Source organism: Flavobacterium sp., assembly GCF_043722275.1.
Taxonomy (GTDB): Bacteria; Bacteroidota; Bacteroidia; order Flavobacteriales; family Flavobacteriaceae; genus Flavobacterium.
In genome coordinates this window covers 50,077-67,036 of the sequence record NZ_JAYSPC010000155.1, presented here as the reverse complement: position 1 = coordinate 67,036, position 16,960 = coordinate 50,077, and the positions used below count along the sequence as shown (strand labels likewise).

Below are 16,960 nucleotides of genomic sequence, written 5' to 3'. Positions count from 1 at the left end.
CTTCTATCGGGGCTAAAAAACACAGAATGAAAACAACCTTTTACAGTAACGGAAAACTTTTAATTACAGGTGAATATTTAGTTTTAGATGGTGCCAGAGCTTTTGCGTTACCCACAAAATTTGGACAGAATTTAATTGTAGAAAACGGTTCAAACCAGGAAATACAATGGAAAAGTTATGATTTTGATGAACATCTTTGGTACGAAGACACTATTTCATTTTCTGAAATTATAAATAATACAGATTCAAAAATAGAAAGCGTAAAAACAACTTTAATAAACATTCTACACGAAGCGTATCTTTTAAATCCTGATTTCATCAATAATTCCGATGGATATATAATTAGTACACAACTTACATTTCCAAAAAACTGGGGATTAGGAACATCTTCTACCTTATTAAACAATATTGCTCAATGGACCAATATTGATGCTTTTACGCTCTTAAAAAACAGTTTTGGAGGAAGTGGTTACGATATTGCCTGCGCACAAAACAATACACCAATTGTATATCGTTTACAAGAGAATTTACCAATCGTTGAAACCGTTGAATTTCATCCTGATTTTACAAAAAACATCTATTTTGTCTATTTAAATAAAAAACAAAACAGCAAAGCTGCGATAAATGCGTATTACAATAACAGAAATGGCAATCTTGAGAAAATCATTTTAGATAATAATAAAATTACGGATTCAATTTTGAATGCACAAACTGAAAAAGAATTTGCATTAGCTTTAGAAAAACACGAATTACATTTGAGTAACATTCTGGAAATGCAAACTATTAAAGAAGCTTCTTTTTCGGATTTTAATGGCGTAATTAAAAGCCTTGGCGCCTGGGGCGGAGATTTTGTAATGGTAATTTCAAAAGAAGACCCAACAATATATTTTTCTTCAAAAGGATACAAAACTATTCTTTCTTATGATGAAATGATTTTACAGAAATAAATTAGTTATTTACTAAATCGTCTTAAAACAAAAAAAGCAAACTTTTCAGTTTACTTTTTTGTTCTTATTATGATGATTTTTCAAGTCGTCGAACTTTTTGCGTTTCTAACTCATTAGATTCTATAAGCGTATTATGTAAACGCTCCGCCATTTTTTCAATACTATTTGTAATAGAATCATACACCACTTCCATTCTGCGGTGCTTCTCCTCTTTTACAGCTTTCAGGACATCTTCAACAAAAAGCTTGTCATATTTTTCAGCTACAGAATCGCGAGTATTTGTTAACCTGATCACATAATCGTTACTCATAATAGTAACTTTAAAATGCTGTTCTTCGTTACTTAAATAATACTTCCCTCCCAATTCATCACTATTGATTTCAGTACTGCCGAGTTTTAAAAGCTCCGTAATTATTCCAAAAATATGATTTTCAATTTTAGAATACACTCTCGGTCTTTTCTTTAATAAACTAAACATAAACATTTAATTCCCCATAATTAAAGTATTCACTCATAGCTCTTTTGGTCATTTTATTTAAATGTTAAAATAAAAAATTTTAACAAATTAACTGCAATATTTTGAATATCACAAATTTTTTAATTGTATTTCGATTATTCCTATATAATTAAAGAAAATACGTAGATTATTATTACAAAAACAATTAATATTTTAGCAAAAAGAAAACCCGAAACATCGATAAGGACGTTTCGGGTTTTTATATTTAGATTTTTAATCTACTAAAAACTAGTAGTTAAATTGTAATCTGTTATCTTCAATTTTAGCATTGCTTTTCAAAGCCGGTAAAATTCTGCTTGCGTCAGATGCGCTTTGAGCTTTTACTTTAGCAACATACTCAGCGTGGTTTGTTAAAGCAGGTGCTTTTACAGTACTAATATTTTTTACAACATAAACTCCTGTGTTTCCTTCAATTGGAGCAGAAATTTTATTTGCAGCTAATGCAAATGCATTTCCAACAACTTTAGGCTCTTGTCCAACTCCACCAGGTAAAACCGGATTGTCTAAAGTTACATTAGTTGCTTGTTGAACTGCTACACCAGCGCTTTTAGCAACAGCTTCGATTGTTGAACCTGTTAATTTAGCTTTTAGCATTTCAGCTTTTTTCTTGTTTTTCAAGATAGACTCAACATACGGTCTTGCCAATGTTACAGATACTAAACCTGATTTGTTTTCGCTTTTGTACTGAGCAATTACGTGACCAACATTAGCAATCTCAAAACGTTTAACATCTCCTACATTAGTTTCTTTATCATATGCCCATCTTACAATGTTACGTTGATTTCCTAAAGGACCAAACGCTTCATCCATAGCTTTTGCAGTTACTGGAGGAGATACTTTTAAACCTAATGCTTTTGCAGTAGCATTAAAATCTTTATCAGCAGCATCCATTTCAAATTTAGTTGCCAATGTAAATACTTTATCAGAAGTAGCTTCAGAAGGCTCAATTTTTTGAGCAATTGTAGCTAAACGAATTCCGTCTTGTTTATCAGTAATTTTGATAATGTGAAATCCAAAAGGAGTTTCAACTAAACCAACTTTTCCAATTCCGTTATTGAATACAAAATCATTGAATGGTTTTACCATTTGGTTTGGACTAAAATATCCTAAATCACCACCTTGTTGTGCAGATGAATCATCAGAACTTGTAAAAGCCAACATCATGAAACTATCCGGATTTGCCTGAACCTGAGCAAGAATTTCTTCTGCTTTTGCTTTAGCTTCTTCTTTTGTTCTTTTTTCTTTTGCATTTGGAGTCTGTGATCCTTCGTATGCAATTAAGATATGACTTGCTTTTGCGTTAACACCAGCTTTAAATCCTAAAGATTTAGAAATAGCATAATATCTTCCAAAAACATATGGACCGTAAATTGAACCGGCTGGCAAACTGAATAATTTATCAGCATCTACTGCAGGTAAAGAATTTTTAGCTACGTAAGTTGAATCGTAAGGAACATCAGAATTTGAGTTTACAAATTCAGCAATGTTAGTTGCATTTCTAAAACCTGGCAAAGTATCATTTTGTTTGGTTTTTGCATTGTATTCTACTCTTCCGTTAAGTAAACCTGTAATTTTAGCTTTGATTTCAGCCTCGTCTTCTTTTGACGCTTTATCTTCAACTAAAACATATTGAATTTCACGAGTTGCATCCGCTTTGAATTTTTTCTCGTTTTTCTTCATATAATCAACAATGTCAGAATCAGAAATTTTAACATCGCTGTCTTTAATAGAAGAATATAATGCAGCAGCATAAGCAAAGTTTACTTTGTTAGCTTCCATTTCATATTTCAGTTTTCCTTCACTAGCTGTAGTATAAAGACCTGATTTTACTAATGTATTGTAGATTTGAAATTTTGCATTTAATTCAGCATCTTTTTCTTTTTCAGAAAGATATTGAGCTGCTTCAGGATTAGTTTTGAAGTATTCTTTAAATTTCACAACATCAAAACCGCCTGCTGCGTTTAAGAACATTGGGTTTTTACCAATATTTGGATCTGATTTTAAAACTTCAAGTAAGTGTTTTTCACCAACTCTTAATCCTAATTTATCAAATTGAGCTGATAATAATGCGATTGAAACCTCTTGGTCCCAAACTCTGTTTGCAGCTTCAGTGGAAGTAATTCCTTGCCCACTTTTTTCAACATTACTAACTTTAACTCTAAAGTCTTCAAATGAAATATCTTTTCCATCGATGCTTCCCACATCTTTTGAACTTTGACCGAAACTTCCTCTAGTGAAAAGATCTTGTATTATAAATGCAAATAATGCAAGTGCAATAACTCCTATCAATAAAGCGGAACGCTGTCTAATTTTTGCTAAAACTGCCATTTTTATTATCGTTAATTTTATATTCAGTTTGCGAAAATACAATTATCTAGTTAATAACAATACAACTAGCGTTTTATTTTACACAATTTTTTTTATTAATTTAAAAAATCACTCTTTTATTGTCAATTTAACCAATTCGATTTTCTTATTTGTTGCCTCTTCAATTACAAAATGATAGCTGTCAATCACTATTTCCTCTCCTTTTTGAGGGATTTCCTTAGTAGAATTTACAATAAATCCTCCTAATGTTCCGTAAGAATCTTCTTCAGGAATATTCAATTTATAGGTTTCGTTTAGGTATTCAACATCTAAGCGCGTTGAAAACAAATATTTACCTTCGCCTAACTCCTTTTCAATCAGCTCTTCTTCTTCTGAATCGTGTTCGTCTTCAATTTCACCAAAAAGTTCTTCGACTATATCTTCTATTGTAATTATCCCCGAAGTTCCTCCATATTCATCTAAAACAACAGCTACGTTTTTTCGTTTTTTGATTAATAAATTCAACGCGTCTTTAATCAAAATGGTTTGCGGAACAAATTCAACGGTCATTAAAACCGATTTTATTGTTTTTGGCTTTTTGAATAAATCAAATGAATGTACATAACCCACAATATTGTCCAGCGAATTCTGACTTACTACGATTTTAGAATATCCTGTTTCTACAAATAGTTCTTTTAAGTCGGCAATACTATCAAATAAATCAATATCTACTATTTCAGTTCGTGGCGTCATAATGTCGCGCGCTTTTACGCCTGAAAATTCTAATGCATTCTGGAAAATCTGAATTTCTGAATCTACTTCTTCGTCATCTTCAACAGAATTCATTTGTTCTGTAATATAATTTCCAAGTTCTATTTTACTAAAATACAATTGTACCTGATCGCCTTCTGTTTTGAAAAATTTTCTCAAAACAAAATCCGAAATCCAGATAAAAAAAGTGGAGATATAATAAAATAATCTGTAAAAAAGATATGCCGGAATTGCAAAAATCTTAATTAATGAATTGGCATAAATCTGAAAAAATACTTTCGGGAAAAACTCTGCGGTTATTAAAACGATAAAAGTCGAGAGAATCGTCTGAACCAGTAAACTTGTCAAATTAGAGAAATGAAAGCCCAATTTAATAATGCATTCCAGAATCAAATCTCCCATATAAAAACCATAAACTACTAATGCGACATTGTTACCAATAAGCATTGCAGCAATAAATTTTGAGGGATTCTCTGTAAGTTTGGTTAGAATTTGGGATAAAAAATTATCTTGTTTCTTTTCGATTTCAAGATAAATTTTATTCGAGGAAATAAAAGCTATTTCCATTCCTGAAAAAAAGGCTGATAGTATTAAACATAGTATTATAATACCAATTTCCATTTTTATTGTTTTTTATAATGGTCATCAAATTTCTTGGCATATTTTCTCCTGAAAAAAAACATAAAAACACTCACACCTGCAATTATAAAGCTTAACCACGCATTTTCAGCAGGTGAATTTAGCTTTGTAACTCCATCATAAATGAAAGCAGCTGCAATTAATAAATAAAGATATTGTGTATATTTTAAAATGCCCATAATTATATTTTTTCGTCTGATTCTATTTCACCGCTTACACGCTGCGAATTAATCACTTTAAAATCTTTACTAAAATCAATTCCCTGACCGTAAGAAACGCCTTTTGCATCAGTAAGCTTGAACTTTCTTTCGGTGTAAAACCATTCGTTTTTCTGATCAAAAAACAATTGCTCAGTTTCGAGCATTTGTCCAGTTTCTGAGGTAATCTTTACCTTTCCCTGCAAATCTATTATACTGGTTGGTTTATATGATACAGCATAATTTGACACTATAAAAGTACGCTTTTGTTTTTTATCATATAAAGTAACGTCAATTCCTTTTGGAAATTCGGTAAAAGGAAAATCCAGATTAGAATAATCCAGCATCTTCGGACTTTTTAAAACTCCTGTAATGCGGCCGGAATCGGTATATTTTATATTAACGGTATCTGCGTCACTTCCCGGAACAAACTCTGAGAAGTTGATTTTTTGAACATCCTTAAAATTACTTTCGCATCCAAAAAACAGTGTCACAGCAATAACTGTGACAACGCTTATAATATATCTCTTTGGTAAATTCATTTGCCAAATGTAGTAAATTGTAATGAGCTTAGAAAAACATAAAAACGTATGCTTAGTTGAATTTACTTTTCACGAACCATCTGTCGTTAAAAGAAAAACTCAAACTAACATTGAAATAATTTTCCTGAACTAAATCGGCAGACATTGTTCCTCTTTTTCCAAATTCCAAACCTATGTTTACGTTTGAAAAAGAACCATTCCCAAGAGGGATTCCTGCTCCTAAATTCATTCCAATATCATTGATTGATTGATTATTAACCACCAAACCAAGTTTTTCATATTTAAGTCCGGCTCTGTATGTAATTCTGCTTAAATAACTGGTAAATGATGCATAATTAGGAATAAAATATCCACCTACTGCATATTTTTGATACTTTTCATAACTTACATTATCTGCTGCATTGTAATAATTTGCCAGTTGTCCGTTACCCTGAAATGAAGCTGTTGTACCTACTAACCATTTTCTTGGCTCACCAATACCTACACCAAATGTGACTTTATTAGGCAACTTTAATTTATCCTCGTGCGGATCACCTATAACAGGATCTGCATCACCATCTACTGCAATAACTCTTGTATTATTTGAAGTTAAATTAGTAGCAAAAGCATAACTTAAACTAGTAAATAAGGTTAATTTTTTATCAATCTTAGTCTGATACATTGTACCAAGGCTAAAACCAACACCAGATAATTCAGACGTATTTGTTTCTGCGGTAGCATTTTGAACTCCCGTAACTAACTCTACGCTTGTTGTTGTGATTTTACCAAAGTTATATTGAGCATCAGCTCCAATAGTCCAGTTTTTTTTAATTTTATATCCTAAACCAAAATACACTTTATTAACTCCGCCTTTTCCCTGAAGTTGTGTACTTGTAGCGCCGTCTGTTCCTGTATTGTCATTTTGAATTTTATATCCAACTGAAGTTACGGGAATCAAACCAAATGATGCTCCGAATTTTCCCATTGGAATTCCTATCGCTAAATAATCAAAAGTTGATCTTTGCGCTTTAGCAGATCCTTCATTAGTTTTTAATGTAGATGATCCAAAAGTTCCTCCAATTGTAAAAGTAGTCTGTCCCAAACTAGCATAACTTGCCGGATTTTCAATATTCAAATGGATACTATCCTGCTCTACCGAAACTCCTGCCATAGACCTGTTTTCAAGAGTTCCTTTAAATCTGACATCACCAATCCCGAAGAAAGAATAAGGAGAAGCAGTACCCTGTTGAGCAAATGAAACGAACGAGATAAGCAAACATGCGCTTACTATAATTTTTTTAATCATTGTCGATTTTATATTGAAATGTTTGGTTCAAACTCTCTAAAAGAAAATTTGAATTGGCAAATATGGTATTTTTTAATCGTTTAGCCAAAAAATCTGCATCTCCTCCCGTTAAAATTATTATAAAATTTGCAAAGTTTGCTCGATATTCATCGATAAAACCGTCAATCTCATAGACGAAGCCATTGACAACTCCGGAATGAATCGCCTGTGCTGTGGAGTTTCCTATATATAATTCTGGTGTTTCAAAAGTCAGTAAGGGCAGTTTAGCCGTATAGTTGTGCAAAGCTTCATAACGCAATCGTAAACCCGGAGAAATCGCTCCGCCCAAATAATTGTCGTTTTCGTCGATGAAATCATAGGTTATGCAAGTTCCTGCATCAATTACTAACCTATTTTGTTTGGGAAATTGCAAAGTAGCTCCCGAAGCCAAAACCATTCTGTCAATTCCTAAAGTTTTTGGGGTTGCATATTTATTTACAAAAGGAAAAACATCTTCGTGAGTTAAAAAATGAATATTCAATTGTTTTTCGAAAGCTAAAAAAGATTGTTTTTCAATATTTCCTACCGAAGCAACAACCAAATCTGAGCAGTTTTGAAATTTTTTTAAAATATTTTCTATTTTTTCCTGAAGCTCATTTTTGTAAAAAACAAAATTTTCAAGAACAGTATTTCCCTCAAAAACAGCTGCTTTAATTCTGGTATTCCCAACATCGACAGTTAAAATCATGTTTCCTATTTTGAAACGCAAAGATACGAATTGATTTTTTTTTAAAAATGTTTTGGATAAACGAAAAATGATTCTATCTTTGCACCCGCAATCAGCACGGTGCCTTAGCTCAGATGGTAGAGCAATGGACTGAAAATCCATGTGTCCCTGGTTCGATCCCTGGAGGCACCACCAAAACCCGAATAGTAATATTCGGGTTTTTTGTTTTTAATATTTTCCTGCTCCCAAAGTTTTTTAAATTCTATTTTTTGCTAGCAGATTTAGCAGATTTTCTTTTTTAGATTTTAACTTAATAAAAAAACAATCTTTGCGACTTTGCATCTTTGCGAGCAAAAAACATCGCAAACTTTGCGTTAAGTAAAAAATCGCGCAAAGACGCAAAGTTTTTAAACTCTAACTTTTTTTTTGCTCGCAGATTGAGCAGATTTTCTTTTTAGATTTTGACCTTAATAAAAAATCATTTCTATTTAAATTCATTTACTTCATAAAGTTTATAATTATATTTTGTCAACTTTGTAGGTTGATACTTAATTATTATCTTTGAATTATGAGCACACTAACAAAACCAATTCATATAGGGCGAAAGATAAGCCGTATTCGTGAACTTCGTGATATGAAACAAGAAGCTTTGGCGCAGGCTTTGGGAATTAGCCAGCAAACAATATCGGCTATTGAAAACAGCGAAACCATAGAAGAAGAAAGACTTATTGAAGTTGCAAATGCACTTGGGGTAACTGTTGAAGCCATTAAGAATTTTTCGGAAGATGCGGCTATTAATTATTTTAATAACATACATGACAATGAAATTACCGGTGGCGTCACTAATCAACCTAATCATTGCTCATTCAATCCATTAGACAAAATGATGGAGATTGTTGACGAAAATCGAAAGCTTTACGAACGTTTATTGCAAGCCGAAAAAGAGAAGAATCAATATTTAGAAAAATTATTAAAGGAAAAATAATCTTTTGAAATTATATCAATTAAAACATTAAGAGACCCAAATAGAGTCTCTTTTTTTTTTTGCTCGCAGATTTAGCAGATTGAGCGGATTTTCTTTTTTAGATTTTGACTTAATAAAAAAATCCAACCTTTGCGTCTTTGCGAGGAAAAAAAACATTTCGAACTTTGCGTTAAGTAAAAAATCGCGCAAAGACGCTAAGTCGCAAAGTTTTTAACTCTAACTGTTTTTTGCTCGCAGATTGAGCAGGTTTTCTTTTTAGATTTTAACTTAATAAAAAAACCAACCTTTGCGACTTTGCGTCTTTGCGAGCAAAAAAACATTGCGAACTTTGCGTTTTTTACTTTGCGCTCTTTGCGGTAAAATCAGCCCAATCTTAAAATTTGTAAACTTTTAATTACCAAAAAATTCAAAGCCAATAATTAAGTGATATTTGTTAAAAAAGTATCAACTAAATAAAAAAATATCTTATATATTCGTAAAATGATATTTAATGATTTTATTCATTGTTAATAACACATCGGATTTTATGGGTAAAAATTCTACAAAAGGCATTTGGAAAGTAATTTCGGCTTCTTCAATGGGTACAATGATCGAATGGTATGATTTCTATATTTTTGGAAGTTTGGCCGTTGTAATTTCCACAAAATTCTTTCCGAGCGATAATCCAACAGCAGCATTTTTATCTACTTTGGCAACCTTTGCCGCAGGATTTGTAGTACGTCCTTTTGGTGCATTATTCTTTGGAAGACTTGGCGATATCATTGGCAGGAAATATACTTTTATGGCGACTTTGCTATTAATGGGAGGATCAACTTTTTTAATAGGCTGTATTCCCAGTTATGAAACCATTGGCTTTCTTGCTCCATTATTAGTTTTAATTCTGCGTTTATTGCAAGGACTTGCACTTGGCGGAGAATATGGCGGAGCGGCTACTTATGTCGCTGAACATGCGCCTGTAGGACAAAAAGGATATTGGACTTCCTGGATTCAGACTACAGCCACAATTGGTTTATTTATTTCCTTAATGGTTATTCTGGCAACAAAAAATATACTTTCGGCTGAAGATTTTGATTCATGGGGCTGGCGTGTTCCGTTTTGGGTTTCTATTGTAATGGTTGGAGTTTCGTATTTGATTCGGAAAAATATGGATGAATCTCCGGCATTCGCCAAAGCAAAAAAAGAAGGAAAAACAAGTACGAATCCGTTAAAGGAAAGTTTCGGCAACAGATATAATCTAAAATTTGTGTTGCTGGCTTTATTTGGAGCCACAATGGGACAAGGCGTTGTATGGTATACAGGACAGTTTTATGCCATGAGTTTCATGAAAACGGTTATGAATATCGATTCATCCCAAGTTGACGGATTGTTGGGAATTTCATTATTATTAGGAACTCCGTTTTTTATTGTTTTTGGATGGCTGAGCGATAAAATAGGACGAAAATATATTATGATGACCGGAATGTTGCTGGCTATTTTGTTCTACCGGCCTATTTATAAAATGATGTACAACACGACTGATGTCAACCATAAAACCGAACTTACTCAGGCAACAAAAGAAACAATTGAGATCACAAACAATAAGGATTCTATTTACACGACAAACAAGGAATATAGTGACGGAACTATTTTTATAGAAAAAAAGACGCATTTTGCGAATAAAAAAGAGGCTCAAACTAATATTTCCATAACCATAAATTCAAACGATGAATGGACTTTAATTTTATTGGTTTTCATTCAGATTTTATTTGTAACGATGGTTTACGGACCAATCGCGGCATTTTTAGTGGAAATGTTTCCAACAAAAATCAGATATACTTCGATGTCGCTTCCTTATCATGTGGGGAATGGAATTTTTGGAGGTTTACTACCTGCTATTTCAACTTATTTTGTAACACATTCTAAAGAAGCCGGGAAACCTGAGTTTTATCTCGACGGACTTTGGTATCCTATTATAATTGCTTCGGTTTGCTTTGTAATTGGAATGATCTATATCGATAATAAAAATAAAACTAATCACCTTTAATATTATATAATTATGAATGCGATCAAACAAATTTTAGGTGTTTTATGGATTATTCTTGCGGTTGCAGCTGCTTATTTTTGTGTATTTGAATTTGGCTTACCCAAACTTCTTTCAGACAAACAGGATGATTTAGTCTTCGGAATAATTATCCTTTTTATTCTTACTCCGTTGATTGTTTTAGGATTGGGAACTTTTGGCTATTTTGCTGTTATTGGCGAATATAACAAAGAAAAATTGTAGAAAATAAAAGGGCTGTCTATTACAGACAGCCCCTTTACATTACTAACAAAACCATTCTTCTACCTTTGTCAGGTGTATTTTTATCCGAAATATTACTTCTTAATAAACTTCATAACCTGAACTTTACCATTTTCATCATTAGCTTTAACTACGTATAAACCGGTTTTTAATTCGCTTACGCCAAATTGAAAATCTGAATTTTTATTGGCATTAAAACTTTTTACCAATTGACCAGAAATACTATAAATCTGAACCTTAGTTGTGGTTATATTCAATGTAAAATAATCTGAAACCGGATTTGGATATAGATTAATTGAGCTTCCTTTTTCGAAATCGGCGATTGCTAAATTGGCTTGTTTATTTCCGTAAATTCTGTATTCGCCGGCAGGAATATTTATAGGCGAATTTACATCTGTAACATTAATCGTTGTATTATCCATTAAATCATACCAGGTTCCGGTATATTGAAATCCTGTTGGAATATTTTGTGCAATTACATCAAAATTTGCTACGATTAAAACATCTTTTAATTGTGTTGCTGATAAATTATTATCGCTGATTTTTATGTTAATAGCTAATGAACTTACGCTTGCCATTGTAGCAGTTCCTGAAAACACAGGCTCTTTTATTTTAAGCGTAATCATTTTTGCCCAATCGTTGTAAATCTTATTTCGGTTTGAGTTTCCTAACCAATTATTCACCCATTGAGGCTGTGGTTTTTTATCTAATTTACAATCTCCTGAAATAGCATCAAAATCTGAATTTACAGTATTATCATTACAAGTAAAAATGGAGTTTTCCCAGCCTAATTCTCCAAAATGCCAAATCATTTTAGGCCCCGGAACTAATAATGAAACCGCGCCAATTGCAGACATTCTTGACAAAGCTGTATCTAAATTTTTTACATTATAGGTTCCGCTTGAATTTCCGTATTGCACGTTTTTATACATCAAACGTTCTTCGTCATGACTTTCGGTATAACCCATTAAACGATTTGCTGTAAAACCGCGACTTGTACTCGTCATTCTCGAAATATCACTGTCAGATGCATATCCCATTGATAATTGATTGTACTGATTTGTCATTTTTCCCCACATCATAACTCCTTTACTTGGCGTTTCGGCAATTCTGTAATTTGCCCATTGCTGTTCTTCGGGATCAGAACCTAAATGTTCAAAAATCGTGTAATGTGTAGGATCTAAACTCCATGAATAATCAGCATATTTTTTTAGTATATCTACTCGATCTTGTTGATATGCATCTGTACATGAACCATCATTTGCCGTGCAATTTTGCGTAAATCCTTTGGTTAAATCCCATCGGAAACCATCGATTTTATATTCCTCAATCCATTGTTTTACTACGCGTTCTACATAATTCTGCGTTTTTAATGATTGATGATTAAAATCTTCACCTACATTATAAGCATGTTTTGCAACTGTATTGAAATACGGATTTTCAATTGTTGGCGAACCAAAACCATCTCCATCAGGATCATTCATCCACATTCTTACCATAGGATTTCTTCGGAAAGCGTGATTTAGCGCCACGTCAAGAATAACAGCGATTCCGTTTTGATGACATAAATCAATCAATTCTTTTAATTTATCCGATGTTCCGTAAAATTTATCCAAAGCCATATGAAACGACGTATTATAACCCCAACTTTCATTGCCTTCAAACTCCATTACTGGCATTAATTCGATTGCATTTATTTTTAATGTCTTAAAATATTCGATCTTATCAATTAAGCTTTGGTAATTTCTGGCTGCATCAAAATCCCGAACTAAAACTTCATATACTACTAATTTTTCCTTTTCAGGTTTTGTAAAATTAGTTACTTGCCAGTTATATGGTGTTTGTCCTGTTTTTAATACCGAAACTTCAAAATTTTGTCCTGCCGGATAAACAGGCATATTTGGGTATGAAGTTGCCGGAATCGAAGCATCATCATAAGGAGACAAAACTAAAGTGGAATAAGGATCTGCGGTTTTAACCAATGAAGGAGAATTTGCTATTGGCGTTGTCTCGACCACCCAATATTGATAGGTATTATTTTCCCCCGAAACCAATCCCGTTAATTCTAACCAGAATTTACCCGAAACAGGATCTTTTTTCATGGCATAAGCCGATGAAGGATTCCAGTTATTGAAACTTCCGGCAACGTAAACAAAATCTTTTAAAGGCGCATCCAGAACCAACGTCGCTTTTGTAATATCGGCAGCATTATAATTGATTCCGTCAACTAAACCTGATGGCATAGTTTCTGAAACCGTATTGGGATTTACAACAACCGAAAACTTTTTTACAACCGTCGTCGTTCCTTGCGTTACCGATAATTCATAAGTTTGGTTATTGGTAATATTAATATGAGAATATGTGTAATTTGAAGTGCTTGCGTTTGTGTCGATTACATTTCCGTTTGCTTTTAATGAATAACTTGCTGTTCCATTTGTATTGGTAGCGGTAATATTAAAACCTGAACCCGAAGTTATAATTGAAGCACTATTTTCAGCAGGATTTGTTAAGCTTACCTGAAACGATCCCACTTTTACAAAAAAATCAGAACAGGAAGGAGCTTGCTTTAATGTTTGAGAACCAGCTGAATTTCTAAACACTAAACCCATTTTCGTAGCTTCGTTTTGCTGAGTAATTGTCAGTCCAAAATAAATACTTGGAGTAATTACAATACTCCAGGTATCATCTGGATTTCTGGTCATTAAACCAATTCCGTCATCAGCGCCCCAATTTCCTTTTGCAGATGCCCACGGATTTGCTTCTGATCCAATTCCGGAATGCATATATACTTTTGCGGGATTAGTTCCCATTTCATTACAAGTTGGTGACGCAAATGAAACCGTAATTGTAACAGGTTCATCGACCTGAAATATCGCTGGTGAAACTGTAATTTGCTGCGAATTCGCAACAACCGACAGTAGAAGTAAAAATAATAGTACAGTTTTTTTCATAATGTGGTTTGGTTGATTGGTTAGTTGGTATAAAAAAGGGCTACCTCACAGATAGCCCTAATTAATTTCAAGAAAAAATTACTCTTGATTTGGAATCATTAAATAGCTTCCGTCTAAATCATTGAAATAAACAACATATTTAGATTTTGAAACTAGTATATTATCACCTGTTCCTCCTCCTGAAAATGGAGTATTTCCTCCCCAGGAAACGTCCCAGTTGTCATTTGCTCTAAATTTAAGTCCGCCATCTTTTAGAGATGTTATGCCTAAACTCCAGATATGACCATTAAAAGAAGATTTTGTCATAGCTGTTGATGCATCCCAGCCTCCTGGTGTACTATCTCCAATAATACCAACTGTTGTAAATGATTTTGCAGCAGTGGCATCATAAGAAACTAATTTATAAGTTAGTTTTTGCACATCCATTGTAAAGGTGTAATACCCATCAGCTGCAATGACAAAGCTAGCCGGATCAGGATCAGAATCTTTTCCTCTATATGCTAAAGTACCATCTGCACCACCATACATTGGAGCCCAGCTGCCTAAAGTATTAATAGTTTTAAAAGCTCCTGCTTTAAAGAATCCTGTAAAAGTATATTCGTTAGCATTTTTTGGACTTCTGAATAAAATTTGGTTTCCTTTATTATTATCCCAACCAGAAACTGTTGCATCACCTACTAAATACCATTCAATAAAGTTATAATCAACTTTACCTGTATAAGGAGTTACACTTATTGTTATTACTGTTTTAGAAACTTGCGGAACTCCTCCGGAAACACTTGAAGCAATTTTTACATCAAATAATGAAGCAACTTCTGTTGCTGCTCCCAGATCAATTGCAGCCTGATTTAATTCTTTAACAAGTATAGAAGCTTCAGTAATGTTACTTGTTGAAGCAAGAGTTTTTGCAGCTGTAAAATCTCCACCTTTTTTATCAATTAACAATGTGTATTTTACTACTACAGCAGCAGAATATTCTGCTTTTGACCAAGTAAATTTAGCAGCTTCTTCTAAACCTTTATCTACTTCCAGAACAAAAGCTTTTCCTGTTGCAGGCGCAGTAATTTCAGGTGTTACAACTGCCGAAACAATTTGTCTGTTCTCCACATCATCGGCATTACATGAAACAGCTAAAACACCAATAAATGCGATTAAAATTTTATATATATTTTTCATTTTAATGTTTTATAAAGTTAGTATCCGGGATTTTGTTTCAAAGTTGGATTTGCCTGGATATTTCTTGCAGGAATAGGCATTAAATCTCTGAAAGATTCTGTTGCGTTACCATTTACAGAACCACCTTTCCATTGCCAGATTTTAGAAGCACCACTAAATTTTCCAAAACGAATCAAATCCGTTCTTCTATGACATTCCCAGAATAACTCTCTTCCTCTTTCATCTAAGATAAAATTAAGTGTTAACTCAGGAAGCGTAATTGTTGTTGCACCGGCTCTTGCTCTAATTTGGTTTATATAACCTAAAGCTGTATTAATGTTTCCGCTTGAAGCTCCTCTAAGCGTTGCTTCAGCATACATTAAATAAACATCAGTTAATCTGAACATTGGGAAATCGATATCCGGAATATCATTTCTTTGTGCTGCAGAACCATCAGCATTTTTATTGATGTATTTTGTTACAGCATAACCATCTGTAAAAGTTCCTACGTTATTAATGTCTTTTGATTGACCATCTGTGTAAAACGTTCCTCTTTTATCTCCGGTTGCAGTAGCATCAGGAAAAAGATTTACAAACTCTCTACGAGTTCTAATCCCTTGCCATCCACCATCCATACCTCTTGAAGCAGCATCCATGCTGCCTCCAATAGAAGCGTGCATGATAAAACTCATTCCTCCACCTGTTGCTCTAATTGCGTTACCATCACCAACAATTGGGAAAATAACTTCAGACTGAGCACCATTTCTATTATTATCCGCAGAGAATAAATAACGGTAAGGAACATTTGCAAATGTATATTGTGAACCCGTAATAATATCATTACATACTATCGCAGCGTCATTATTTCTGTCTACACCTGTATATACTTTAGAATTTAAATAAATTTGTGCCAATAAAAATTTAGCAGCAGTTTTATCAACTCTTCCGTATTCATTTGCTTTTGAAGCCACTAAACTATTGTCTAAGTCTTTCAATTCAGATTCAACAAAAGCAAAAACTTCTGCTCTTGTTTTTTGTTCCGGATAAAAGAATCCAACTGGATCTTTTTCGGTAGTAATTGGCACATTCCCGAATAAATCCATTAAGTTATAATAAGAGAAAGCTCTTAAAAAACGAGCTTCGGCTCTAAAATTAGCGATTTCAGTTTTTAACCCTGCATCAACTCCTCTTGCAGTTAATTTCTCATCTGTAGTTTGTCTTAAAAACTCATTAGCAACACTAATGTGGTAAAATGCTCTTGAGAAAGTTCCTTCTAAAAATTCATTAGCCGGAGCCCAAGTCTGCGCGTTTAATGTTGGTAAAGTACCATCAGCCCAAGCAATAATTGCTTCATCTGTAGTAAATTCCTGTGTTACAAAAAGTAATCTTAAGTAACTGCTAAAGTCACCGCCAAGTCCTGCAATATCAGGGTTTTTTCCAGGGGTCAAAGGATCACCATCTCCATCATTACCACCCACGTACAAACCTGCGTATAATTTAGCCAATACTTCTTTGTACGACTTAGGATCTTGAAAAAAGGTTTCAGATAAAAATTCATCATCATCCTTTGGCGTCACGTTTAAGTCGTCCGTACACGAAGTAAGCGTCATACTTAATCCTAAAACGAATAGGAAAAAATAAGATATATATTTAAATGATATTTTCATTTTGTTTGTT

14 protein-coding genes and 1 tRNA gene are annotated in these 16,960 nt (G+C 33.3%); 5 read left to right on the top strand and 10 right to left on the bottom strand.

The features are described 5' to 3' along the window. Nucleotides 1-26 precede the first annotated feature (26 nt). Nucleotides 27-947 (top strand): GYDIA family GHMP kinase, encoded by a 921-nt coding sequence (locus tag ACHZDT_RS19655; protein WP_394776402.1) that lies wholly within the window; start codon nt 27-29, stop codon nt 945-947. Nucleotides 948-1,014: 67 nt separating this feature from the next. Here the strand turns inward: ACHZDT_RS19655 and ACHZDT_RS19650 are convergent, their stop codons facing one another. The 7 genes from ACHZDT_RS19650 to ACHZDT_RS19620 all read right to left on the bottom strand — a co-directional run bounded on the left by ACHZDT_RS19650 (nt 1,015) and on the right by ACHZDT_RS19620 (nt 7,932). Further along, entirely contained in the window at nt 1,015-1,425 is a 411-nt protein-coding gene (locus ACHZDT_RS19650; RefSeq protein ID WP_394776401.1) for a hypothetical protein, read from the bottom strand. A gap of 267 nt (nt 1,426-1,692) precedes the next feature. Beyond that, on the bottom strand, nt 1,693-3,792 hold the full coding sequence (locus ACHZDT_RS19645) for a peptidylprolyl isomerase (protein ID WP_394776400.1): 2,100 nt from the start codon (nt 3,790-3,792) through the stop codon (nt 1,693-1,695). A 108-nt stretch (nt 3,793-3,900) separates the two neighbouring features. Continuing rightward, a complete protein-coding gene (locus tag ACHZDT_RS19640; protein WP_394776399.1) occupies nt 3,901-5,163 on the bottom strand; it encodes a hemolysin family protein in 1,263 nt (420 codons plus the stop codon). 2 nt (nt 5,164-5,165) lie between these two features. Beyond that, a complete protein-coding gene (locus tag ACHZDT_RS19635) occupies nt 5,166-5,360 on the bottom strand; it encodes a hypothetical protein (protein ID WP_394776398.1) in 195 nt (64 codons plus the stop codon). Between the two features lie 2 nt (nt 5,361-5,362). Continuing rightward, complete coding sequence (lptC, locus tag ACHZDT_RS19630; RefSeq protein WP_394776397.1) at nt 5,363-5,920, bottom strand: LPS export ABC transporter periplasmic protein LptC; 558 nt, start codon at nt 5,918-5,920, stop codon at nt 5,363-5,365. A 52-nt stretch (nt 5,921-5,972) separates the two neighbouring features. Continuing rightward, nucleotides 5,973-7,205: a hypothetical protein gene (locus ACHZDT_RS19625; RefSeq protein WP_394776396.1), complete on the bottom strand. Its 1,233-nt coding sequence runs from the start codon at nt 7,203-7,205 to the stop codon at nt 5,973-5,975. Beyond that, entirely contained in the window at nt 7,198-7,932 is a 735-nt protein-coding gene (locus tag ACHZDT_RS19620; protein ID WP_394776395.1) for a type III pantothenate kinase, read from the bottom strand. The genes ACHZDT_RS19625 and ACHZDT_RS19620 overlap by 8 nt, the downstream gene beginning before the upstream one ends. A gap of 98 nt (nt 7,933-8,030) precedes the next feature. Here ACHZDT_RS19620 and ACHZDT_RS19615 point away from each other — a divergent pair. The 4 genes from ACHZDT_RS19615 (at nt 8,031) to ACHZDT_RS19600 (ending at nt 11,159) form a co-directional block, all read left to right on the top strand. Continuing rightward, nucleotides 8,031-8,106: transfer RNA gene (locus ACHZDT_RS19615), tRNA-Phe, on the top strand. A gap of 373 nt (nt 8,107-8,479) precedes the next feature. Beyond that, a complete protein-coding gene (locus tag ACHZDT_RS19610; RefSeq protein ID WP_394776394.1) occupies nt 8,480-8,896 on the top strand; it encodes a helix-turn-helix domain-containing protein in 417 nt (138 codons plus the stop codon). Nucleotides 8,897-9,422: 526 nt separating this feature from the next. Continuing rightward, a complete protein-coding gene (locus ACHZDT_RS19605) occupies nt 9,423-10,919 on the top strand; it encodes an MFS transporter (protein WP_394776442.1) in 1,497 nt (498 codons plus the stop codon). Nucleotides 10,920-10,931: 12 nt separating this feature from the next. Further along, complete coding sequence (locus tag ACHZDT_RS19600; protein WP_394776393.1) at nt 10,932-11,159, top strand: DUF6814 family protein; 228 nt, start codon at nt 10,932-10,934, stop codon at nt 11,157-11,159. 92 nt (nt 11,160-11,251) lie between these two features. Here the strand turns inward: ACHZDT_RS19600 and ACHZDT_RS19595 are convergent, their stop codons facing one another. From ACHZDT_RS19595 to ACHZDT_RS19585, 3 genes are all read right to left on the bottom strand, one after another. Continuing rightward, on the bottom strand, nt 11,252-14,128 hold the full coding sequence (locus ACHZDT_RS19595; protein ID WP_394776392.1) for an alpha-amylase family glycosyl hydrolase: 2,877 nt from the start codon (nt 14,126-14,128) through the stop codon (nt 11,252-11,254). A 78-nt stretch (nt 14,129-14,206) separates the two neighbouring features. After that, nucleotides 14,207-15,304: a SusE domain-containing protein gene (locus ACHZDT_RS19590; protein WP_394776390.1), complete on the bottom strand. Its 1,098-nt coding sequence runs from the start codon at nt 15,302-15,304 to the stop codon at nt 14,207-14,209. Between the two features lie 17 nt (nt 15,305-15,321). Next, nucleotides 15,322-16,950 (bottom strand): RagB/SusD family nutrient uptake outer membrane protein, encoded by a 1,629-nt coding sequence (locus tag ACHZDT_RS19585; RefSeq protein WP_394776388.1) that lies wholly within the window; start codon nt 16,948-16,950, stop codon nt 15,322-15,324. Between the last annotated feature and the right edge of the window lie 10 nt (nt 16,951-16,960).